Annotated in this window: 17 protein-coding genes and 2 tRNA genes; 15 read left to right on the plus strand and 4 right to left on the minus strand. The window is 65.5% G+C overall.

Going from position 1 to position 19,880, the window contains the following annotated elements; translation table 11 throughout:
* The first annotated feature begins 112 nt into the window (after positions 1-112).
* From AC5RVN_RS00540 to AC5RVN_RS00565, 6 genes are read left to right on the plus strand one after another with little or no spacing between them, the layout of a single operon-like run.
* Positions 113-520 carry a VOC family protein gene (locus tag AC5RVN_RS00540; protein WP_494136765.1) on the plus strand — a complete coding sequence of 136 codons (408 nt, stop codon included), beginning with the start codon at positions 113-115 and terminating at the stop codon, positions 518-520.
* 35 nt (positions 521-555) lie between these two features.
* Positions 556-1,941, plus strand: a complete 1,386-nt coding sequence (locus AC5RVN_RS00545; RefSeq protein ID WP_494136766.1) for a cystathionine beta-synthase — start codon at positions 556-558, stop codon at positions 1,939-1,941.
* Positions 1,942-1,968: 27 nt separating this feature from the next.
* Positions 1,969-3,132 carry a cystathionine gamma-synthase gene (locus AC5RVN_RS00550; protein ID WP_494042013.1) on the plus strand — a complete coding sequence of 388 codons (1,164 nt, stop codon included), beginning with the start codon at positions 1,969-1,971 and terminating at the stop codon, positions 3,130-3,132.
* 54 nt (positions 3,133-3,186) lie between these two features.
* Positions 3,187-3,696: a winged helix-turn-helix transcriptional regulator gene (locus AC5RVN_RS00555; RefSeq protein ID WP_494105163.1), complete on the plus strand. Its 510-nt coding sequence runs from the start codon at positions 3,187-3,189 to the stop codon at positions 3,694-3,696.
* Positions 3,693-5,057, plus strand: a complete 1,365-nt coding sequence (locus AC5RVN_RS00560; RefSeq protein ID WP_494136767.1) for an MFS transporter — start codon at positions 3,693-3,695, stop codon at positions 5,055-5,057. The genes AC5RVN_RS00555 and AC5RVN_RS00560 overlap by 4 nt, the downstream gene beginning before the upstream one ends.
* A 25-nt stretch (positions 5,058-5,082) precedes the next feature.
* Positions 5,083-5,847 (plus strand): SDR family oxidoreductase, encoded by a 765-nt coding sequence (locus AC5RVN_RS00565; protein WP_494042010.1) that lies wholly within the window; start codon positions 5,083-5,085, stop codon positions 5,845-5,847.
* A gap of 92 nt (positions 5,848-5,939) precedes the next feature.
* Here the strand turns inward: AC5RVN_RS00565 and AC5RVN_RS00570 are convergent, their stop codons facing one another.
* Genes AC5RVN_RS00570 through AC5RVN_RS00580 form a run of 3 tightly spaced genes read right to left on the minus strand, consistent with a single transcriptional unit; the run spans position 5,940 to position 9,341 of the window.
* Positions 5,940-7,478, minus strand: coding sequence for an APC family permease (locus AC5RVN_RS00570; protein ID WP_494136768.1), 1,539 nt, complete (start codon positions 7,476-7,478; stop codon positions 5,940-5,942).
* 13 nt (positions 7,479-7,491) lie between these two features.
* Complete coding sequence (locus tag AC5RVN_RS00575; protein ID WP_494042008.1) at positions 7,492-8,703, minus strand: glutathionylspermidine synthase family protein; 1,212 nt, start codon at positions 8,701-8,703, stop codon at positions 7,492-7,494.
* 2 nt (positions 8,704-8,705) lie between these two features.
* The gene (locus AC5RVN_RS00580) at positions 8,706-9,341 is read right to left on the minus strand and encodes a Tat pathway signal protein (RefSeq protein ID WP_494105161.1); all 636 of its coding nucleotides are present in this window, start codon (positions 9,339-9,341) and stop codon (positions 8,706-8,708) included.
* 166 nt (positions 9,342-9,507) lie between these two features.
* Here AC5RVN_RS00580 and AC5RVN_RS00585 point away from each other — a divergent pair, with 166 nt between their 5' ends.
* The 8 genes from AC5RVN_RS00585 to AC5RVN_RS00620 all read left to right on the plus strand — a co-directional run bounded on the left by AC5RVN_RS00585 (position 9,508) and on the right by AC5RVN_RS00620 (position 16,838).
* Complete coding sequence (locus AC5RVN_RS00585) at positions 9,508-10,164, plus strand: MOSC domain-containing protein (RefSeq protein ID WP_494136769.1); 657 nt, start codon at positions 9,508-9,510, stop codon at positions 10,162-10,164.
* 403 nt (positions 10,165-10,567) lie between these two features.
* On the plus strand, positions 10,568-12,694 hold the full coding sequence (locus tag AC5RVN_RS00590; protein ID WP_494136770.1) for a DEAD/DEAH box helicase: 2,127 nt from the start codon (positions 10,568-10,570) through the stop codon (positions 12,692-12,694).
* 348 nt (positions 12,695-13,042) lie between these two features.
* A tRNA-Thr gene (locus AC5RVN_RS00595) sits at positions 13,043-13,114 on the plus strand.
* Between the two features lie 61 nt (positions 13,115-13,175).
* Positions 13,176-13,249, plus strand: a tRNA-Met gene (locus tag AC5RVN_RS00600).
* Positions 13,250-13,538: 289 nt separating this feature from the next.
* Complete coding sequence (locus AC5RVN_RS00605; RefSeq protein WP_494136771.1) at positions 13,539-14,501, plus strand: hypothetical protein; 963 nt, start codon at positions 13,539-13,541, stop codon at positions 14,499-14,501.
* Between the two features lie 191 nt (positions 14,502-14,692).
* On the plus strand, positions 14,693-15,493 hold the full coding sequence (gene yidC / locus AC5RVN_RS00610; protein WP_494136772.1) for a membrane protein insertase YidC: 801 nt from the start codon (positions 14,693-14,695) through the stop codon (positions 15,491-15,493).
* Positions 15,494-15,557: 64 nt separating this feature from the next.
* Positions 15,558-16,115 carry a dihydrofolate reductase family protein gene (locus tag AC5RVN_RS00615; protein ID WP_494136773.1) on the plus strand — a complete coding sequence of 186 codons (558 nt, stop codon included), beginning with the start codon at positions 15,558-15,560 and terminating at the stop codon, positions 16,113-16,115.
* 63 nt (positions 16,116-16,178) lie between these two features.
* Positions 16,179-16,838, plus strand: coding sequence for an SDR family oxidoreductase (locus AC5RVN_RS00620; RefSeq protein WP_494136774.1), 660 nt, complete (start codon positions 16,179-16,181; stop codon positions 16,836-16,838).
* On the opposite strand, the gene AC5RVN_RS00625 is transcribed toward AC5RVN_RS00620, so the two are convergent.
* A complete protein-coding gene (locus tag AC5RVN_RS00625; protein ID WP_494136775.1) occupies positions 16,831-18,039 on the minus strand; it encodes an ROK family protein in 1,209 nt (402 codons plus the stop codon). The two genes, AC5RVN_RS00620 and AC5RVN_RS00625, sit on opposite strands and share 8 nt — an antisense overlap.
* 97 nt (positions 18,040-18,136) lie before the next feature.
* Here AC5RVN_RS00625 and AC5RVN_RS00630 point away from each other — a divergent pair, with 97 nt between their 5' ends.
* Entirely contained in the window at positions 18,137-19,849 is a 1,713-nt protein-coding gene (locus AC5RVN_RS00630; RefSeq protein WP_494136776.1) for a glycoside hydrolase family 13 protein, read from the plus strand.
* The last annotated feature ends 31 nt before the right edge of the window (positions 19,850-19,880 follow it).

Below are 19,880 nucleotides of genomic sequence, written 5' to 3' on the forward strand. Positions count from 1 at the left end.
GGAACGGCGTCGGACGTTCCGGGCCCTTATCCAGCACGCATCCGGAGACTAGAATCCTGCCTGTGGTGCGGAAAACACTGCATCCGGAAGCTCGAAAAACCAGGAGGAAACGATGGGTGGAGTCGTGCACTTCGAAATTCCCGCGGATGATCAGGAGCGGGCCAGAAGCTTCTACAAGGAGGCCCTCGGCTGGCGGATCGACCCCGTCCCGGGCATGGATTACAACATGGTGGTCACCACGCCCATGGACGAGTTCACCGGACAACCCACGGAAGCGGGGGCGATCAACGGCGGCATGATGGCGCGGGAGGCTGACCTGTCCAGTCCCGTCATTACCGTGGACGTGGAGGACATTGAGGCCACCTTGAAGACGGTGGAGTCTCTGGGCGGCGCGGTGGTAAGGCCGAAGGAAACCATCCCGGGCATGGGCTCCTTCGCATACTTCAAGGACACCGAAGGCAACGTCATGGGCCTTTGGGAAAACCTTCCCGCGGACCAGCAGGCGCAGGCTGCCGGGTAGGGGACAGGGCCTGTGGAAGCGGTAGCTTTGTACTCATGAAGTACGCCCAGTCCATCCTGGACCTCATCGGCAACACCCCGCTCATCAAGCTCAACCACGTTACTGAGGGCATCAAAGCCACAGTCCTGGTCAAGCTGGAGTACCTGAACCCCGGCGGATCCATCAAGGACCGCATCGCGGCCAAGATGATTGAAGACGCCGAGCGGGAGGGCAAGCTGCAGCCTGGCGGAACCATTGTTGAGCCCACGTCCGGCAACACCGGCGTGGGCTTGGCGCTGGTTGCACAGCAAAAAGGCTACAAGTGCATTTTTGTGGTGCCGGACAAGGTGGGCGAGGACAAGCGTGCCGTCCTGCAGGCCTACGGAGCCGAAGTGGTGGTGACACCCACTGCCGTCCCGCCGGACAGCCCGCAAAGCTACTACGGTGTCTCGGACCGGCTGGTCCGGGAGACACCTGGCGCGTACAAGCCGGACCAGTTCTCCAACCCCGCCGCCCCCGGCAGTCACTACCAGACCACCGGGCCGGAGATCTGGCGGGATACGGACGGCCTGGTCACCCACTGCGTTATCGGCGCCGGTACCGGCGGAACCATCACCGGTGCGGGCCGCTACCTCAAGGAGGTCTCGGCTGACCGGCCGGAGTCCGACGGCGGGCTGGTCCGGATCATCGGTGCCGACCCCGAGGGTTCGGTCTACTCCGGCGGCACCGGACGCCCCTACTTCGTTGAAGGTGTGGGGGAGGACATGTGGCCGGCGAACTATGACAAGTCCATCCCGGACCAGGTCATCGCCGTCTCCGACGCCGACTCGTTCGCCATGACGCGCCGGCTTGCCCGCGAGGAAGGCCTGCTGGTGGGCGGATCCTCAGGCATGGCTGTGGTGGCCGCGCTGCAGGCGGCACGGGACCTGCCGGAGTCCGCCGTCGTCGTCGTCATCCTTCCCGACTCAGGCCGCGGCTACCTGGCGAAAATCTTCAACGACCAGTGGATGCGTTCCTACGGCTTCCTGTCCGGCGGTGAGGAGACGTCCGTGGGCGAGGTCATCAGTTCCAAGAACGGCGAACTGCCGGACCTGGTACACATCCACCCCAACGAGTCCGTCCGCGATGTCATCAACGTCATGAACGAGTTCGGGGTCAGCCACATCCCGGTGCTGTCGCAGGAACCGCCGGTGGTGATGGGCGAGGTCCTGGGCGCGGTGGACGAACGCACCCTGACCGCCAAGCTCTTCCGCGGGGAAGCCAGGCTGACGGACAAGATCTCCGAGCACATGGGCCCCAAACTGCCTGTCATCGGTTCACTCGAAACCATCTCGGCCGCCCGCGAGCTGCTCTCGGACGTGGACACCGTCATGGTCACGTTCGTCGGTGCGCCGGTGGGCATCCTCACCCGCCACGACCTTCTGGCCTACCTCAGCAACTGACCTGCTTCCCCCAACAAAAGGAGCATCATGTCCGCCTCCCAGAACCAAGGTTTTAATACCCGCGCTGTGCATGCGGGGCAGGATTTCGAGCCGCGCACCGGCGCGGTGGTGCCTCCCGTGCATTTCGCCACCACCTATGCGCAGGACGGCATCGGGGGACTCCGGGACGGGTATGAGTACGGCCGCGGGGGCAACCCCACCCGCGACGCCCTGCAGGAGCAGCTGGCCGCGCTGGAACTGGGCACCCACGCCTACAGCTTCGGCTCGGGCCTCGCGGCGGAAGACGGGCTGATCCGCGCTTTGACCCGGCCGGGCGATCACATTGTGCTCGGCAACGATGCCTACGGCGGAACCTACCGGCTCATCAGCCGTGTGCTGGGTCCCTGGGGAATCGGCAACACCCCGGTGGATATGGCGAACCTGGACACCGTGCGGCAGGCTGTCGCCGCCAATAACACCCGGCTCCTGTGGGTGGAGACACCGTCCAACCCGCTGATGAAGATCACCGACATCGCCGCGCTCGCCGGGATCGCGCACGACGCCGGGGCCCTCCTGGTCGTCGACAACACCTTTGCATCCCCCTACCTGCAGACCCCGCTCGCCCTGGGTGCCGACGTCGTCGTTCACTCCACCACCAAGTACATCGGCGGGCACTCCGACGTGGTGGGCGGCGCCGTGGTGGTCAAGGATGCCGAACTGGCCGAGAAGATCGGCTTCGTCCAGTTCGCCGTCGGGGCAGTTTCCGGCCCCATGGATGCTTTCCTCACCACCCGCGGCCTGAAGACTCTGGGCGTGCGGATGGACCGGCACAGCCTGAACGGACAGGCGGTGGCCGAATGGCTGCTGGAACGGCCTGAAGTGGAAGCCGTCCTGTATCCGGGCTTGCCCGGCCACCCTGGGCACGAGCTGGCGAAGAAACAGATGCGGCAGTTCGGCGGCATGGTGTCCGTACAGTTCAAGGGCGGCGAGGCGGCCGCGCGCAAGGTGGCTGAATCCACCAAAGTGTTCATGCTCGCGGAGTCCTTGGGCGGCATTGAATCGCTGATGAACTACCCGTCCGAAATGACCCATGCCTCGGTCAAGGGCACCGAACTGGCGGTTCCGGTCAACCTGCTCCGCCTGTCCTGCGGGATTGAGGACGTGGAGGACCTGATCGCGGACCTGGAACAGGCCTTCACCTCACTTCCTTAGGGGGTCTTCGGCGGGATGCTGGCTATCTTTAAGAAAGCCAGCTACGGTTTTGCCATGGCACTTCGATCCGACTGGTCCGGGCAAAACTGCAGCATCGCCCGCGGCGTTGACATCCTGGGCGACCCCTGGGCCATCCTTGTCCTCCGGGAGCTTTTCTTCGGCAACGGCCGCTTCGACGCCATCAGGTCGCGGCTGAAGGTGGCGGACTCTGTGCTCACCAAGCGCCTGGCAGGCTTGACCGCGGCAGGGCTGCTGGCGAAAAGGCCGTACGACGACGGCGGGCGCACACGCCAGGAATACGTCCTCACCCCCATGGGCGAGGACGCCCTCCCGGTCCTGAATGCGCTGACGCTCTGGGCAGAAAAGCATCTGGCCGCACCCTCGGACAAGGCCCACCTCTTTGTCATTCACTCAACCTGCGGCAAAAGGACCGGCTCAGCCGATACCTGCACCGAATGCGGTGAGCGGCTGACGGCGGCCAGCACGAGCTGGCACAGCCAGGCGAGGTCGGAACGTCCCATCGCGCTTTCCACCGCTGCACCCCGGAAAGGAGCCGCGGCGTGAGCACTGTCCCCGATGAAGCAGCAGTGCCCGATGAACAGGAAGCGCCCGCAGCCCGGCCGGAGGGGTGGCCCGGGCGCCGCTTCCATCCCGCGTGGATTGTTGCCGCCGTCGCCTTCCTCGCCCTGGTGGGTGCCGCCGGCTTCCGCGCCGCGCCCGGTGTCCTCATGGTGCCGCTCCAGCAGGAGTTTGGCTGGTCCACCACAGCTCTGTCCGGGGCGGTCAGCATCAACCTGGTTCTCTTCGGACTCACGGCACCCTTTGCCGCTGCGCTGATGGAACGCTTCGGCATCCGGAAAGTCACGGCAACGGCACTGGTGCTGATCGGTCTGGGAAGCGCCCTCACCGTGCTGGTGAACCAGTCCTGGCAGATCCTGCTGACCTGGGGCCTGCTAATCGGGCTCGGCACCGGCTCCATGGCACTGGTCTTCGCCGCCACAATCGCCAACACCTGGTTCGTCAAAAGCCGCGGGCTGGTGATCGGCATCCTCACCGCAGGCAGCGCTGCGGGACAGCTGGTCTTCCTGCCGTTCATCGCCATGCTGGCCCAGGACCCGGGCTGGCGGCAGGCGTCGCTGCTGATCGCCGCCGGCGCCCTGGCGGTGGTCCCGCTGGTGCTGAAGTTCCTCAAAAACTCACCGGCCGATGCCGGCGTGCTGCCGTACGGGGCCGCTCCGCCCGCCGCCGGGGCCTCCGCGCAAGCGCCGGCACCGGCAGACAGGACCCGCGACAACGCCGCGGTCAGGGCGCTGCAGGTGCTTCAACGTGCCAGCAAGGTCCGGACCTTTTGGGCGCTCGTGGCAGGGTTCGCAATCTGCGGCGCCACCACCAACGGCCTGATCGGCACCCACTTTATCCCCTCCGCACACGACCACGGCATGGCGGAAACCACCGCCGCCGGCCTGCTCGCCGTCGTCGGGGTCTTCGATATTGTGGGCACTATCGCCTCCGGCTGGCTGACGGACCGGCACAACCCGCGGATCCTGCTTGCCTTGTACTACCAGTTCCGCGGGATCGGCCTGCTGGTGCTTCCCCTGCTCCTGAGCGCCGAAGTCCAGCCCAGCATGATCGTTTTTGTGGTGATCTACGGCCTTGACTGGGTGGCCACCGTTCCGCCCACCGCCGCCATCTGCCGCGAAACCTTCGGCGCGGACGGCAGCGTTGTGTTCGGCTGGGTGTTCGCCGCGCACCAGCTTGGAGCGGCCGCGGCAGCACTGGGGGCCGGAGCCATCAGGGACGCCACCGGCCAATACACCTACGCCTGGTTCGGCGCGGCGGCCATGTGCACCATCGCGGCGATCATCAGCGCCACCATCCGCAAACACCCGGCGTCCCGGGAAGCTGAGCCGGTTCCAGCCCCGTAGCGCCCTCCGCCGCTAGGCTGGGCGGATGGAGCCTCCCGCAACAACGCGCAAAACCGCACTCATAACCGGGGCAGGACGGCTGGCCTCCATCGGCGCCGGCATCGCGCGGCAGCTTGCCGCGGAGGGCTGGGACCTGGTGCTGGCTTACTGGCAGGACTACGACGCCCGGATGCCCTGGGGGAGCGAGCCGGACGACGTCGTCCGTTTGACCGCCGAACTGGAAGCCATCGGCGCGCGCGTGCACCTGCTGCCCGTGAACCTGGAGGACCCGGCGGCGCCGGAACGGCTGCTGTCCGAAGCGGTACGGCTGGCCGGTCCGCTGCAGGGCATGGTCCTGAGCCACGCCGAATCGGTGGACTCGGGCATCCTGGACACCAGCCTGGAGTCCTTCGAGCGCCACTTTGCCGTAAACACCAGGGCCAGCTGGCAGCTGATCGCCGGGTTCGCGCGGCAGGCAACAGCCGACGGCGGCGCGATCGTGGCGTTGACCAGCGACCACACGGCGTTCAACCTGCCGTACGGTGCATCCAAGGGGGCGCTGGACCGGATCGTGATTGCGGCTGCCCGCGAGCTGGGACCGATGGGCATCTCGGCGAACGTCCTGAATCCGGGCCCGGTGGACACAGGCTGGATGGACGACGGAATCAGGGAAGCCGTCCTGGCCCGCCAGCCGACCGGACGCCTGGGAACCCCTGCCGACGTCGCCGGCACTGTCGCGTTCCTGCTCTCCCCGGCGGGCCGCTGGGTCTCGGGACAGCTCATCAAGTCCGACGGCGGCTTCTCGGCGTGAATCCTGTTCCGCCCGGCCCGCCTTCCCCCGCACCACCCAACTAGCTCGCAGTTGTTGTCGTTTTGAGCGCCCAAAACGACATTTACTGCCAGTTAGTTGGGGAGGGGAGTGGTGGTTTCTCCGGTGCGCGCCTTACCGGTGAAATAGCCGCGGGTTGCGGGGAGGAAGCGGCAGACAACCGCGAGCACCACGCCCAGTGCCAGCAGCACCACGCCGCTGACGAAGGCACCGCCGACGCCGAAGATCTGGGTGTCGCCGTACGCCGGGTCCCACATTTGGACCGCAGAGATGAAGAACGCAGCGGTCAGCAGCAGCGCCCCCACCAGCGGCAGGATGCCCCGGAACCACAGGTTCCGTGCGGACCCGCGCAGCGTGTTCCGGAAGTACCAGAAGCAGGCGTAACCGGTGAGGGCGTAGTAAAAGGCGATGAACAGGCTGATGGCGCTGATGGAGTCGGATAGCAGGTTTTCGCTCAGGAAGCTCATGGCCACGTAGTAGGCGATGGCCGCGGCCCCCATGACCTGCGTGGAGAAACCGGGAGTCTGGTTCTTGGGGTGCACTTGACCGAACTTGGCAGGCAGCGCACCGTGAACGCCCATGGACAGGGTGCCCCGCGCAGTGGGCAGGATGGTGGTCTGCGTGGAGGACAGCACCGAAGCCAGGACCGCGACGACGATCAGCCAGCCCCAGGGTCCGAGCACCACGTCCTTCATGGCCAGGAAGACGTCGTCCTGGTTCGCCTCGTTGCCCAAACCGATGCCGTCGCTGCCGACGGTGGCGTACATCATCACCAGGAGCGCAACGGACACGTAGATGGCCACCAGGACGAACGCGGATATCACCGCGCCGCGTCCCGGAGTGGTGGACGGATTTTCCGTCTCCTCGTTAACCGCCAGGCAGGTGTCCCAGCCCCAGTAGATAAACAGTGCCAGCAGGGCGCCGTGCACCACCGCGCCCGGATCAGCGAACGCGCCCACCGGGTTAAACCATTCAAAGTCGAATGTCTGGATAGTGGTGTCCCCGGCCGAGGACCCGGCCACAATACCCACTACAACGGCCAGTGCGAAGATGCCCAGCGCAACGTACTGCACGTAGGTCAGGACCCGCTGGACGTGCTCGCCCAGCCGGATGCCCCGGTAGTTCACCAACGTCATGACCGCAATGAACAGCACGCCCGTGGCGGTGACCAGCGCCGTGTTCTCAGCCAGCGCGCCGTCACCTACCAGGAGCCACAGATACTGGCCCGCCACCTGGGCGAGGTTGGCCAGGACCACGATGCCTGCGAGCGCAACGCCCCAACCCCCCAGCCAGCCTGCCCAGGGTCCGAAGGCCCGCCGTGACCAGGTAAAGGTGGTGCCGCAGTCCGGGATGGCGCTGTTGAGCTCCCGGAAGGCGTACGCAATGAACAGGACGGGGATGAAGCCGAGCAGCAGGATCAGGGGAGTGTAGTTGCCGTTTACGGCGACAATAAGCCCCAAGGTGGCGGCCAGCGAATATACCGGCGCCGTTGAAGCCAGCCCCAGCATGACGGAGTCGCCAAGGTCCAAAATGCCGGCGCGGAGTCCCTTCGGCGGTACAGAGGTGCCGGGCCCGCTGCCGGGTGCCCCCGCCGTCGTAATTTCTGTGCTCATGGTGTCACCGGGCTCATAGTGCAATACCTGCTTTGCTTGAATCGGTCAGGGCGGGGGGCGGGGCCGCGGCGTCAATGGTGTTGGGCACAAACCTGCAGAAGTAATCGGTGATGGGGCCGTCAGATTCCCGGATACCGCAGCCCACGGACTCGCCGTCCACCACCCAGAGGCCAAGAACGGGGTGGTTGCCCTCGAAGTCCGGCAGGGGATGATACTGCTGGTAGCACCAGCCTTCGCGGCCGTACCCGCCGGGCTGTTCGAGACTGATGCCCTGGGCGTGGATCTTGATGTTGTCGCCTTCGCGGCCGTGCAGGGGCTTGGCCACCCATTCCTTCAGCGGTCCCGGTTCGTTCAGGTACGCGGGCAGCAGGTTGGGATGGTCCGGGAACAGGTGCCACAGCGCTGCAAGCAGCGCCTTGTTGGAGAGCAGCATTTTCCACGCCGGTTCAACCCAGCGGGGGTTGTGGGCGCGTTCCAGCAGTCTGGGCCCGAACGGTTCCTTCATCATCAGCTCCCACGGATACAGCTTGAAGATGGTGCTGATCATAAAGTTGTCCAGGTCCACGAACCGGTTTAAGTTGGGGTCCCAGCCGATGTCGGACATGTTGATGCCGATAGTCGTCCAGCCGGCCTGGCTGGCCACATCCCGCATGTAGGCCGCGGTCATCCAGTCCTCACCGGATTCCTCCACCTCCGAGTGCGCTACGTGGAGAGTGCTCATGCCGGTACGGAACTGCATCTTTTTCCACTGCCGGATCAGTGCTTCATGGATGCCGTTCCACTGGTCCGTTTCCGGAAAGACGTCCTGCAGCCAGAACCACTGGGCCACTGCCGCCTCGATTAGGCCGGTGGGGGTGTCTGCGTTGTACTCAAGCATCTTCGCCGGTCCGCCCTGGCCGTCGTAGATGAAGTCGAACCGGCCGTAAACATCAAAATCACCGGCCTGCAATGATGCAGCAGCCAGTTCCAGGGCCTGCGGACCGATACCAATGTCCCCCATGGCGCCGGTGGCCAGGAACCGCGCAGCCTCCAAGCACATTTTGTGCATGTCCTCGGCCGTTGCCTCGAGGGTCTCCACCTCGTCCATGGTGAATTCGTAGTAAGCGGCCTCGTTCCAGTACTCGATCCTGCGGCCGTCCGGCATGGTGGTGGTGGAGAAGACCAGGCCCTGTTCTTCAATCTTCCGTTTCCATCCGGGCCTGGGCTCGCTCAGCAACCTTTTCACGCTCAGCCCCCCGAGACTTTGCTGCCGCCGCCGCTGGTGCCGCTCTTTGCGGTGGTGCCGAATCCGCCACGGCTGACGGTACCGCCCTTGGTGCTGTAGCCGGTGGATGCCTTGGCGCCGCTGGGCACAGTCCGGGTGTAGTTCGGCGCCATGGACCGGTTTTGCCCGATGGCAGGCACGAAGGCGCCGCGTGAAAAGAAGTACCAGGCATAGATGCCGCCGCCACGCCCAGCGGAGCTGTTGCAGTTGGTGTCTTCCACGCGCTCGCCGGTTTCATCGTTGAAACAGACCTGGGCGTACTCCGGATCGTCCTGGTTGCTGGCCACGACGGCGGTGAGGGTGCCCGCGAGCAGCGCGGTGACACCGAGACCTACGACGACGGTCCGCCGTTGGGAGCGCTTCTTCCGTGTTGCCGCCTCTGCCTGCTTCTCCCGGTCCCGGGCAAAAGGATCCATCGGAGTGACTGGTTCATTGAGGAGTTCCGGGCGCAGTTCCGGTTTGGGTACCTGCCACGGAGGAGGCTTGGGGCTGTCCGAGGCGGGGCTGCCGTCCGGTGCGGCACCGGAACCGCGGGCCGGGCCTGGCTGCCGGCCGTCGCCTTGGGCTGGATTGTGCTTCGGATCCTTATTCGGGTCCATGGCGTCCCCCTCAGTTGTCCACATGAATTGGGCACAGCGCTGCACCCCCAATTGCAATCCTCAAATCAGCGTAGTCCCTGCAGCCCACCGCTGCGAGCAGGCACGGGAGAACTCCGCACGGCGGGAAAGCCAAGCCGGGGCGGTAAGGGATCCCTACACTGGTGCCATGGAAACTGCCGCTGTGCTCGCCGTCTGCCGTGTCCACCAGCTCCTGCCGGATGCCTCGAATGTGGGCGTGACCGCGATCGACAAGCGCTCGGTGGAGGGCCCGGTGAAGGTGCACAAGCTGGGCCTGCAGGGGGATATCCAGGCGAACCGCGTCCATCACGGCGGGCCGGACCAGGCTCTTTATGCCTATTCCCAGGCCGACGCCGACTACTGGGCGCGCGAACTTCAGCGGGACCTTCCGCCGGGAATCTTCGGGGAGAACCTGCGCGTTGCAGGGATCGAGGCAACCGGGGCCGTGATCGGCGAACGGTGGAAAATCGGCCTGGACGTGGAAGTGGAGGTGACTTCCCCGCGGACACCCTGCGCTACCTTCCAGCGCCGGCTGGCCGAGCCGCAATTCGCCAAACGGTTCACCGCTGAGGGCCGGGTGGGCGCGTACCTGCGTGTGCTGCGGGTGGGCACCATCCGGGCAGGGGACCAAATTCACCGGCTCTACGTCCCCGGGCACGGGGTCACCGTGCGCCAGTGGTTCCGGGAACCGGACCTGGAGTCCATGGAAGCGCTCCGTGACGCCGAGGCCGGCGGCGACATCCGCCTTCAGCAGCCTGAGTTCAGGCGGAAGTTCGCCCAGCTGGAGCGGCAGCTGGGCCGGTAGCTGTCCCGCCGCGCGGCTGGGGAGCAGGCGGTGTGCGCAAGCTCACCGCCGCCGTCGTGCCCTTAATTACCGCTGGGGCTGGCGGTGCCCTACACTTGAAATATCCCCCACTCCGGAAATCCCTTATTCCTGCCCAATTTTTGAGGCAGGACTGGCAAGTGTTGGGGCCCGCTAATGTGAAGCGGGCATTTTCATAGGGAGAGCCGGCTAAAGAAAACGCTGTACAGACTGCTGGGATAGCAGCCAAGAGATGCAGCGGGAAGTCCTGCCACGGGATTGCGAAAGCGCCGGACTTCTGTGACCGGCCGGTCAATGTACGCCCGGCACCCACGGCACACGTACTGCGGCTCCGCTCACCTCGGGTAGCGCCGCCTGGCCCCCTATGGATGAGGAACATTCTCCTATGCCCGAAAATCAAAACGACGACGCCACCTTCGAAGCGGCATCACCCGAAACCGCCGCCGTCGAATTCACCGAGGCCGCTGTTCCCGCAGCAGAGCCCGCCCCCGCAGCTTCCGGGGAAGCGCCTGCCGCCGCCGCAGCTTCCGTCGAAGCGCCTGCCGCCGCCGCAGCCGGCCCTGAGGACGAGGAAGACGCCGTAAAGTTCGCCGACCTCGGCATCGACGGCCGTGTCCTCGCAGCACTGCAGGACGTCGGCTACGAAAAGCCTTCGCCCATCCAGGCAGCAACCATCCCGCTGCTGCTGGAAGGCCGCGACGTGGTTGGCCTGGCACAGACCGGCACCGGTAAGACTGCAGCTTTCGCAGTACCGGCACTGTCCCGCCTGGCCGAGCTCCACGACCTCAACGGCCCGTCCCGCAAGACCCAGGCACTGGTTCTGGCCCCCACCCGTGAGCTCGCGCTTCAGGTGGCGGAAGCCTTCACCTCCTACGCCAAGCACATCGACGACTTCACCGTCCTGCCCGTGTACGGCGGTTCCGCTTACGGACCGCAGCTCGCCGGCCTGCGCCGCGGCGCACAGGTTGTTGTTGGTACCCCGGGCCGCGTGATTGACCACATCGCCAAGGGTTCCCTGGATCTTTCCGAACTTCAGTACCTGGTGCTGGACGAGGCCGACGAGATGCTGCGCATGGGCTTCGCCGAGGACGTGGAGCAGATCTTCCAGCAGACCCCGTCGGACCGCCAGGTAGCGCTGTTCTCGGCCACCATGCCGAGCCAGATCCGCCGCATGTCCAAGCAGTACCTGAACAACCCGGCTGAGATCGCCGTCAAGTCCAAGACCACCACCGGCGCCAACACCCGCCAGCGCTACCTGCAGGTCATGGGCCCGCACAAGCTCGATGCGATGACCCGCATCCTCGAGGTCGAAGAGTTCGACGGCGTCATCGCCTTCGTGCGCACCAAGATGGCTACCGAGGACCTGGCTGACAAGCTGAAGGCCCGCGGCTTCCAGGCAGCAGCGATCAACGGCGACATCCCGCAGCAGCAGCGTGAGCGCACTGTGGACGCGCTGAAGGAAGGCCGCATCGACATCCTCGTTGCTACCGACGTTGCCGCCCGCGGGCTCGACGTCGAGCGGATCAGCCACGTGATCAACTACGACATCCCGCACGACACCGAGTCCTACGTGCACCGCATTGGCCGCACCGGCCGTGCAGGCCGTTCCGGTGACGCCATTCTGTTTATGACGCCGCGCGAGAAGTACCTGCTGCGCTCCATCGAGAAGGCCACCCGCCAGCCGGTGGAGCAGATGCACCTGCCCACGGCCGAGACCGTGAACACGCTGCGCCTGGGCAAGTTCGCCGAGAAAATCACCGAGACCCTCGCCTCCGAGGATGTCGCCGCCTTCCGCGACCTCATTGCCTCCTACGAGGAAGAGCACAACGTACCGGCTGCGGAAATCGCTGCTGCCCTTGCCGTCATGGCGCAGGGCGGCCAGCCGCTGCTGGTGAAGGAACTGCCGGCGGCTCCCGAGTTCCAGAAGCGCGAACGGGCCAAGGACGGCTTCGGCTCACGTGGACCGACCCGCACGCTTACTGAGGGCAATGCCACCTACCGGATCGCCGTGGGACGCCGCCAGCGTGTCATGCCCGGTTCGATCGTGGGCGCCATCGCCAACGAAGGCGGCATCTCCTCGGCCCAGATCGGCGGTATCGATATCCGTTCGGACCACTCCCTCGTGGAGCTTCCGGCGGACCTGAGCCCAGAGCAGCTGCGTGCCCTGTCCCGCACCCGGATCGGCGGCGAGCTGATCCACCTTGAGCTGGACAACGGTCGCAAGCCCTCTGGCGAACGTGGCGCGTACCAGGGGAACCGCGGCGGTGACCGTGGCGGCAACTTCAAGGGCAACGGCGGGTTCAAGAAGGAATTCCGCAAGAACGACGGCGAACGTTCCTCCGCTGACCGCGGCGGCCGTTCGTACTCCGAGCGTTCCTTCGGGGCTGACAGCGGTTCCAGCCGCGGCCAGGCCAGCGACTCCCGCTTCGGCGGCCACGGCGACGGCTCCCGCAAGCCCCGCCACGGCAACGAGGGCGGTCAGCGCGACTTCAACCGCAAGGGCAAGTGGTAACCCGTCAGGTAGTCTGACGCGTTCTCCTGGTGGGCCGGCTTTCGAGCCGGCTCACCGGCGTTTAACCAGCCCGTTAGCGGACAGGTACCAGGCCTTCCGGTCAGCTCAGGTCGTAGCGCCCGTCCGAAACCTATGGGACGGTGTGTGCCTGAACACATTGATGCCTTCCACCGGGTCCAAAACCCCCGTGGCAGTCGGGGCCGCACTCGGCTCGAATAACAGAAACCCCAGTAATGGCGCGGAAAACAGGCCTGCCCAGGCGTGAAAAGCGGCTGCGGAGCAGTTGCCAAACCGCTGCAGGCGCCGATTTGTTGGGAGGAAAATCTTCCGGTAGAGTATTTACTCGTTGCCCCCCTAGCTCAGTGGTAGAGCGCGTTCTTGGTAAGAACGAGGTCACCGGATCGATTCCGGTGGGGGGCTCTGAATGAGGGCCTGTGTCAAGGCGGTTTTGACCGGCTTGACACAGGTTTTTCTCATTCGTGGCGGTGTAGCTCAGTTGGTTAGAGCGCACGACTCATAATCGTGAGGTCGGGAGATCGAGCCTCCCCACCGCTACAGGACAAGCCCCCGGATCCACTCAGGATCCGGGGGCTTTTCAGTTAATTGCCTCTAATTTTCACGCAGCAGGGCCTGTCCTTACCCGATTGGCTTCTTCCCTGCCGGTCCATGTAACGTTTAGGTCACCGGTCGGCGCACACGCCCGACGAAAGCGTTCTGAATGCTTTTGCGTGTGCTAGTCCCCAGGTGGCAGCGCCTTTTGTGCTCCACAGACCGTGACCAACTCCTGGCAGGACATCCCACGGAACCTGCCGTTCCGCACTTCCATGAAGAGGCTTAGTTTTCCATGCGCAGAAATACTCTGCTGGCCGCCGGCATGCTCTCCGTCCTACTCGCCACCTCGGCGTGTGCCGGAACCGGCGCACCCTATACGTCCGCACAACCATCTGCGGCCGGTGCCGGTCTTGAAGCCAGCTCCAGCACCTTGGCCGGAACATCGTCCTCCGAGGTAGGAACCTCCCAGCGTGCCGCAGCGGAAAGGGCCGCTGCGGAGAAGGCCAAACAAGCCGACGCAGCCGCCGCAGCCGAAAAGGCTACGGCAGCCGAGGCGGCGCGAAAGGCCGAGGCCGACGCCGCTGCAAAAAAGGTTGAGGCTGTCGCTGCCGCAAAGGCCAAGGACGCTGCCGCGCTGGAGCAGGCCGCGAACCGGGTGCCGGCAGTTGGCTCCGTTCCCGCCCCGTCTGCGGCCGCACCGGCAGCCCCAAAGCCGTCTGCGGCACCTGCGGTCCAGGCGTCGTCCTCCGAGCGCATCGTCACCACCGCCTACACCACCGCATACACCTGGTACGACAACACCCCGGCGGGATCGACTGCCATCAGCCACCCGGTACTGCACAAGACTGCAGGCGGCACCGGCACCTATGAGGACCCCATCACGATCGCCGTAGGGCACTCCCTTGCCACCGGCCAGGACGTGCTGGACTTCCCGGCCGGTACCCGGATCTACCTTCCGGACGTCCGCCGTTACTTCATTGTCGAGGACACCTGCGGGGACGGCAGAGAGCCGCAGGGCGGCCCCTGCCACCAGGGCGTCAATGTCCACGGCACGAACTCCACCATCTGGCTTGACATGTGGATCGGCGGTCAGAGTGTGAACGCCGACGCTGCCAACGCCTGCGCCAGCAAGGTGACCAACGTCAACACCGCCGTCTTCAACCCCGCAAACAACTACGCCGTGGCGCCGGGCGCCGGCGTCATCCACGACGGCAAGTGCGATGCGGGCTACGGAAATGCGCTCGTAAAGCAGTAGCAACAGGGCACCCGATGTCGGGTCTTACCGGGGGTCTCACGGGAGCCGGCGTTCATCCGCCGGCTCCCGTTCCTGTCTCCGGCCCCCGACAAGTGCTGCACCTGGCCCGCCACGATCCCGCCGCGCACGGAAGCGTGACAAGTCCAGTGATTCCCCGTAGTTTTGCCGCAACTCACGGATGAGGGAAGCGCATGGACTCCGACGCGGTCATGGTCCCGTTCAGATGGCTTGTGTCCGCCATTATGGTCGGCTTCCATGAAGGACTGGGCGCCGCTGGCATGCCGCCCGCCAGCGGTTGGACGTGGGCGCTGTCCATCGTCGGGCTGGTGCTGGTCATCCGCGCTGCCATGATTCCCGTGTTCCTCAAGCAGCTTGACGCGCAGCGGCGGATGCGGCTCCTGCAGCCGGATCTGAAGACACTGCAGGATAAGTACCAGGGCAAGACTGATCCGCTTTCCCGCCAGTCGATGGCGCAGGAGCAAATGGCTTTGTATAAGAGGCATGGCACCAACCCTTTTTCGGCATGCCTGCCCATGTTGATCCAGGTGCCTTTCTTTTTCGCGCTGTTCCAGGTTCTCTCCGGCATCAGTGCCCGGGCGAGGCAGGACGAGGGGATTGGTGCGATGGGCCATGACCAGGTGGTGCAGTTCGACCAATCGAGCATTTTCGGCGCTCCGTTGACTGCGTCCGTACTGCACGGAGGGGGTGATCCCGCGGCCGTCGCTGTGCTGACCGTCCTGATGATTCTGGCCATGACGGCGGCGCAGTTCATCACACAAAAGCTGGTCATGGCCCGGAACGTGCAGTCAGGCGTGGAGGCAAGCCCCTTCATGCGCCAGCAAAAGATGCTGCTGTACATCCTGCCGCTCATTTTTGGTGTGGGCGGTGTTCTCTTTCCCATCGGCGTCCTGGTCTATTGGACAGTCTCCAACGCCTGGACCATGGTTCAGCAGTTCCTTGTCCGGGACCGGCAGGCACCGAACAACACGTAGGTAAAGGGGGACCCGCAAGCTGCGGCCCTTACCAAGAGGCCCGCAGCCCGGGCAGAATTAGCCCATGGCCCGGCTCATCTACATCGGCATTGCCTCCCTTGATGGCTACGTGGCGGACAGCAGCGGCAACTTCGACTGGAGCGCCCCCGACGAAGAAGTCCATGCCTTCGTCAACGACCTCGAGCGCGACGCCGGCATTCACCTGTACGGGCGGCGCATGTACGAGGTCATGTCTGCCTGGGAAACCATGGGGGGCCCCGACGATCCGGCGGTGATTCAGGACTACGCCCGGATTTGGCGGAGGGCAGAGAAGGTGGTCTATTCAGCGTCGCTGGCAACCGCGGCCACTACGCGCACCCGCGTGGTGCGGACTTTCAATCCGGAAGCGGTGAGGGAGCTGAAGGCCAGTGCCAGCGGCATCATCAGCATTGGCGGCGCAACCTTGGCCGCCGCTGCGCTCCGGGCCGGACTGGTGGACGAGTGCGGAATCTTCCTTAACCCCGTAGCCGTCGGAGGCGGCCTGCGGTTCCTTCCCGACGGCCTGAAACTGCGGCTCGAACTGCAGGACGAACGGCGGTTTGGCAATGGAGTTGTGTACCTCAGCTACCGCATTAACTCCTGACTGCCGCCAGGAACTGACGCGCCGGGATGCGGCATCGGCCTGCCGGGGGAGCAGAATGGGCCCATGACCCGAATCGCAATCATCGGCGGCCACGGCAAAGTGGCCCTCCACCTGTCCACCCTGCTCACCGAAGAAGGCCACAGCGTCACGTCGTTTTTCCGCAACCCGGACCATGCGGACGACGTGGCGCGAACCGGTGCAACGCCGTCGGTCCTGGATATCGAGAATTCGACGACGGCGGCAATCGCCGAGGCGCTGCAAGGCAACGACGCCGTGGTTTGGTCCGCCGGCGCCGGTGGTGGAAACCCGGCCCGGACGTACGCGGTGGACCGGGACGCTGCCATCCGTTCCATGGACGCCGCAGCACAGGCCGGTGTGGACCGCTACGTGATGGTGTCCTACCTGGGAGCCCGCAAGGACCACGGCGTGCCGGAGGGCAACGCCTTCTTCGCCTATGCCGAAGCCAAAGCTGCCGCTGATGATCATCTTCGCGGCACCAACCTAGCCTGGACCATCCTCGGGCCGGGCACGTTGACGGACAAGCCCGGCACGGGCCTGATCACGGTGGATCCTGGTCCGGAGGAGGTAGACCGGGGAACGTCGCGCAGCAACACGGCCATCGTGGCAGCTGCCGTGCTGGACCTGCCGGACACGGCTGGCTGGATGATCAGCTTCTGCGACGGATCCCTGCCGGTAGCCGCCGCACTGGAGTCCTTTAGCTGACTGCCCCTCTAAGTGCAAGATCCAGGGAATTCTTTTCCACGTAGTCGAGGGCGGCCCGGACCGCGCCCACGGCCACGATGGAATCGCCCAGGGGTGATACCGCAACGCGCGGGGGCGTGGCGGTAAGGTCCTTCAGCTTCCGGGCGATCGGTTCCAGCAGCACGCCGGCGGAATTGGCCACGGCACCACCTATGACCACGAGCTCCGGGTTGAGCATCGTGGCCACTGCGCCGATAACCCGGGCCACCCTGTCTGCCAGGCGGTTAAGGATCTCCAACGCCACCGCATCCCCGGCAGCAGCGGCGGCAAAAACGTGCTCGGCCTCCACGACACCTGTCTGCAAGTGTTGGCGAAGGGTGGTCCTGGCGTCTCCAGCCAGAGCCTCGGCAGCCCAGGCCCTGGCAAGGCTTGCGATGCCGAACGTGTCACCCACGCCCCGGACCTGTTCCAGGAATGCGAGCTCGCCCGCGCCGCCGCGGCTGCCGTGCAGCAGCCGCCCGCCGTCTAGCATCCCTGCACCCAAGCGTTCGCTGGCAAGAATAACGACGACGTCCTGGACTCCCGCGGCCGCGCCCCGCCACCGGTCACCAAGGGCAGCAAGGTTGGCGTCATTCTCCAGCAGCACCGTCCAGCCGTGCCGCGCCCGCAGTGCCGACTTCAGGCCAACGTCGAACAGGCCCCAGAAATGCTGGGCCACCAGAACGTCCCCGTTGCGGTCCACCGGGGCGGCGATGCCGGCGGCCGCGGCAAGGACGAACCCGGGGGAGGCGCCTGCTGTGTCCAGGGCCGCCAAGGCCGCGCGGTCAATGACGGAGACGCGTTCCTCCGCCGTTATTTCCGCCTCGGCGAACGGCAGGCTTGACCTGCCCAGGGTGTTTCCCCGGAGATCTGACACCACCACTGTTGCCTTGGAGATGCCAACGTCCATTCCCAGCACCACCCCGGCCCGCTCATTGAGCTCGAAGCGCCGGGCGGGCCGTCCCTTTTGGTACCCGCCAAAAGCCCGCTGGTTTTCCAGCTCCCGGATCCAGCCGCGTTCCTTCAGGTCTTCACACACTGCAATGGCTGTGGCCCGCGTCAGGCCTGTTGCTTCCATGACCTCTGTAACGGTCACGTCCGAGGAGGAGCGCATGAACTCGAGCACCGAGCCGGCGCTGACCCTGCGCAGCAGCTGGGGAGTTGCCGGGGCGGTGTCGGCCATGGGTGTTGACCTTTCCGTGTATTGCGCCAGATAATGATCAGGAAACTAAATTTAGAACCAAAATAAATATAGCCGACAAGACGCAAAGGATCACCCCTTGTCCACCACCGCCACCCTGGCAACCCTTTCCGATTCCGACCGCCTGGCCGATCCGAACTGGTGGCGCCAGGCCTCCGTGTACCAGATCTACCCGCGGAGCTTCGCGGACTCCAATGGTGATGGCATTGGCGACCTCAAGGGCATCACCTCCAAGGTTTCGTACCTGAAATCGCTGGGCATCGACGCCGTCTGGCTGAGCCCGTTCTACCCCTCGGCACTGGCCGACGGCGGCTACGACGTGGACGACTACCGCGACGTCGACCCCAAGCTGGGAACGTTGGCGGACTTCGACGAGATGGCCGACGCGCTGCACGCGGCCGGCATCAAGCTCATCGCCGACATCGTCCCCAACCACTCCTCGGACCGGCACCAGTGGTTCAAGGAGGCGCTTGCCTCACCCAAGGGGTCGGCTGCCCGGGACCGCTACATCTTCCGTGACGGCAAGGGCCCGAACGGCGAGTTCCCGCCGTCGGACTGGGACTCAGTGTTCGGCGGCCCTGCCTGGGAGCGCATCACTGAACCGGACGGCACCCCCGGCCAGTGGTACATGCACATCTTCGCCAAGGAGCAGCCGGACCTGAACTGGTCCAACCGCGAAATCCGCGAGGACTTCCTCAAGACCCTGCGCTTCTGGTCCGACCGGGGCGTCGACGGTTTCCGGGTGGACGTGGCCCACGCCCTGACCAAGGACCTCACCGAGCCGTTGCTGTCCAAGCTGGAACTGAGCGCGGCCAACACCGGCGTGGACGGATTCGACGACGGCACCCACCCCTTCTGGGACCGCGACGAGGTCCACGAGATCTACGCCGAATGGCGTGAGGTGTTCAACGAGTACAACCCGCCCCGTACCGCCGTCGCGGAGGCCTGGGTCCACGCCACCCGCCGCGCCCGTTACGCCAGCCCCCAGGGCCTCGGCCAGGCCTTCAACTTCGACCTGCTGCAGGCCGATTTCGACGCCGGGGAGTACCGGGAAATCATCACCCGGAACCTCGCCGAGGCAGCGGCCACCGGCGCCTCCTCCACCTGGGTCTTCTCCAACCACGACGTAGTCCGCCACGCCACTCGGTACGGACTTCCCCAGGTGTCCAGGGGCAAGGCAGGCACCAAGGGCCAGGACGGCAAGGACTGGCTCCTCGCCGGCGGCCCCGCCGAGGAGCTCAACGTGGAGCTCGGTGAACGCCGTGCCCGCGCGGCGACCCTCTTGATGCTGGCCGTCCCCGGCTCCGCCTACCTGTACCAGGGCGAGGAACTCGGCCTTCAGGAAGTCGCCGACATCCCGGAGTCCGAGCGGCAGGACCCGTCCTTCTTCCGCAACAAGGGCGTGGAAATCGGGCGCGACGGCTGCCGCGTGCCGCTGCCCTGGAAGGTGGAAGGAACCTCCTTCGGCTTCGGCGACGGCGGGGCACACCTGCCCCAGCCGGACTGGTTCAGCAAGTACGCGGTGGAGGCCCAGAACGGTACCTCGGGCTCCACGCTGGAGCTCTATCGTGCAGCCCTGAAGCTGCGCCGCGAATTGCAGACCGACGAAGAGCTCGAATGGGTAGAAACCGGCACCCCGGACGTCCTGCACTTCCGCCGGCCCAACGGCTGGCAGTCAGTGACCAACTTCGGTGACAGCGCCGTCGACCTTCCGGCCGGCAAGGTGCTGGTCAGCAGCGCTCCCCTCGAGGACGGGAAACTGCCCGCGAACACCACCGCATGGCTGCGCTGACCCCCCGTCGCTGTCCGGCGGGGCGGCCGGC

This window comes from Arthrobacter sp. sptzw32 (assembly GCF_059089735.1).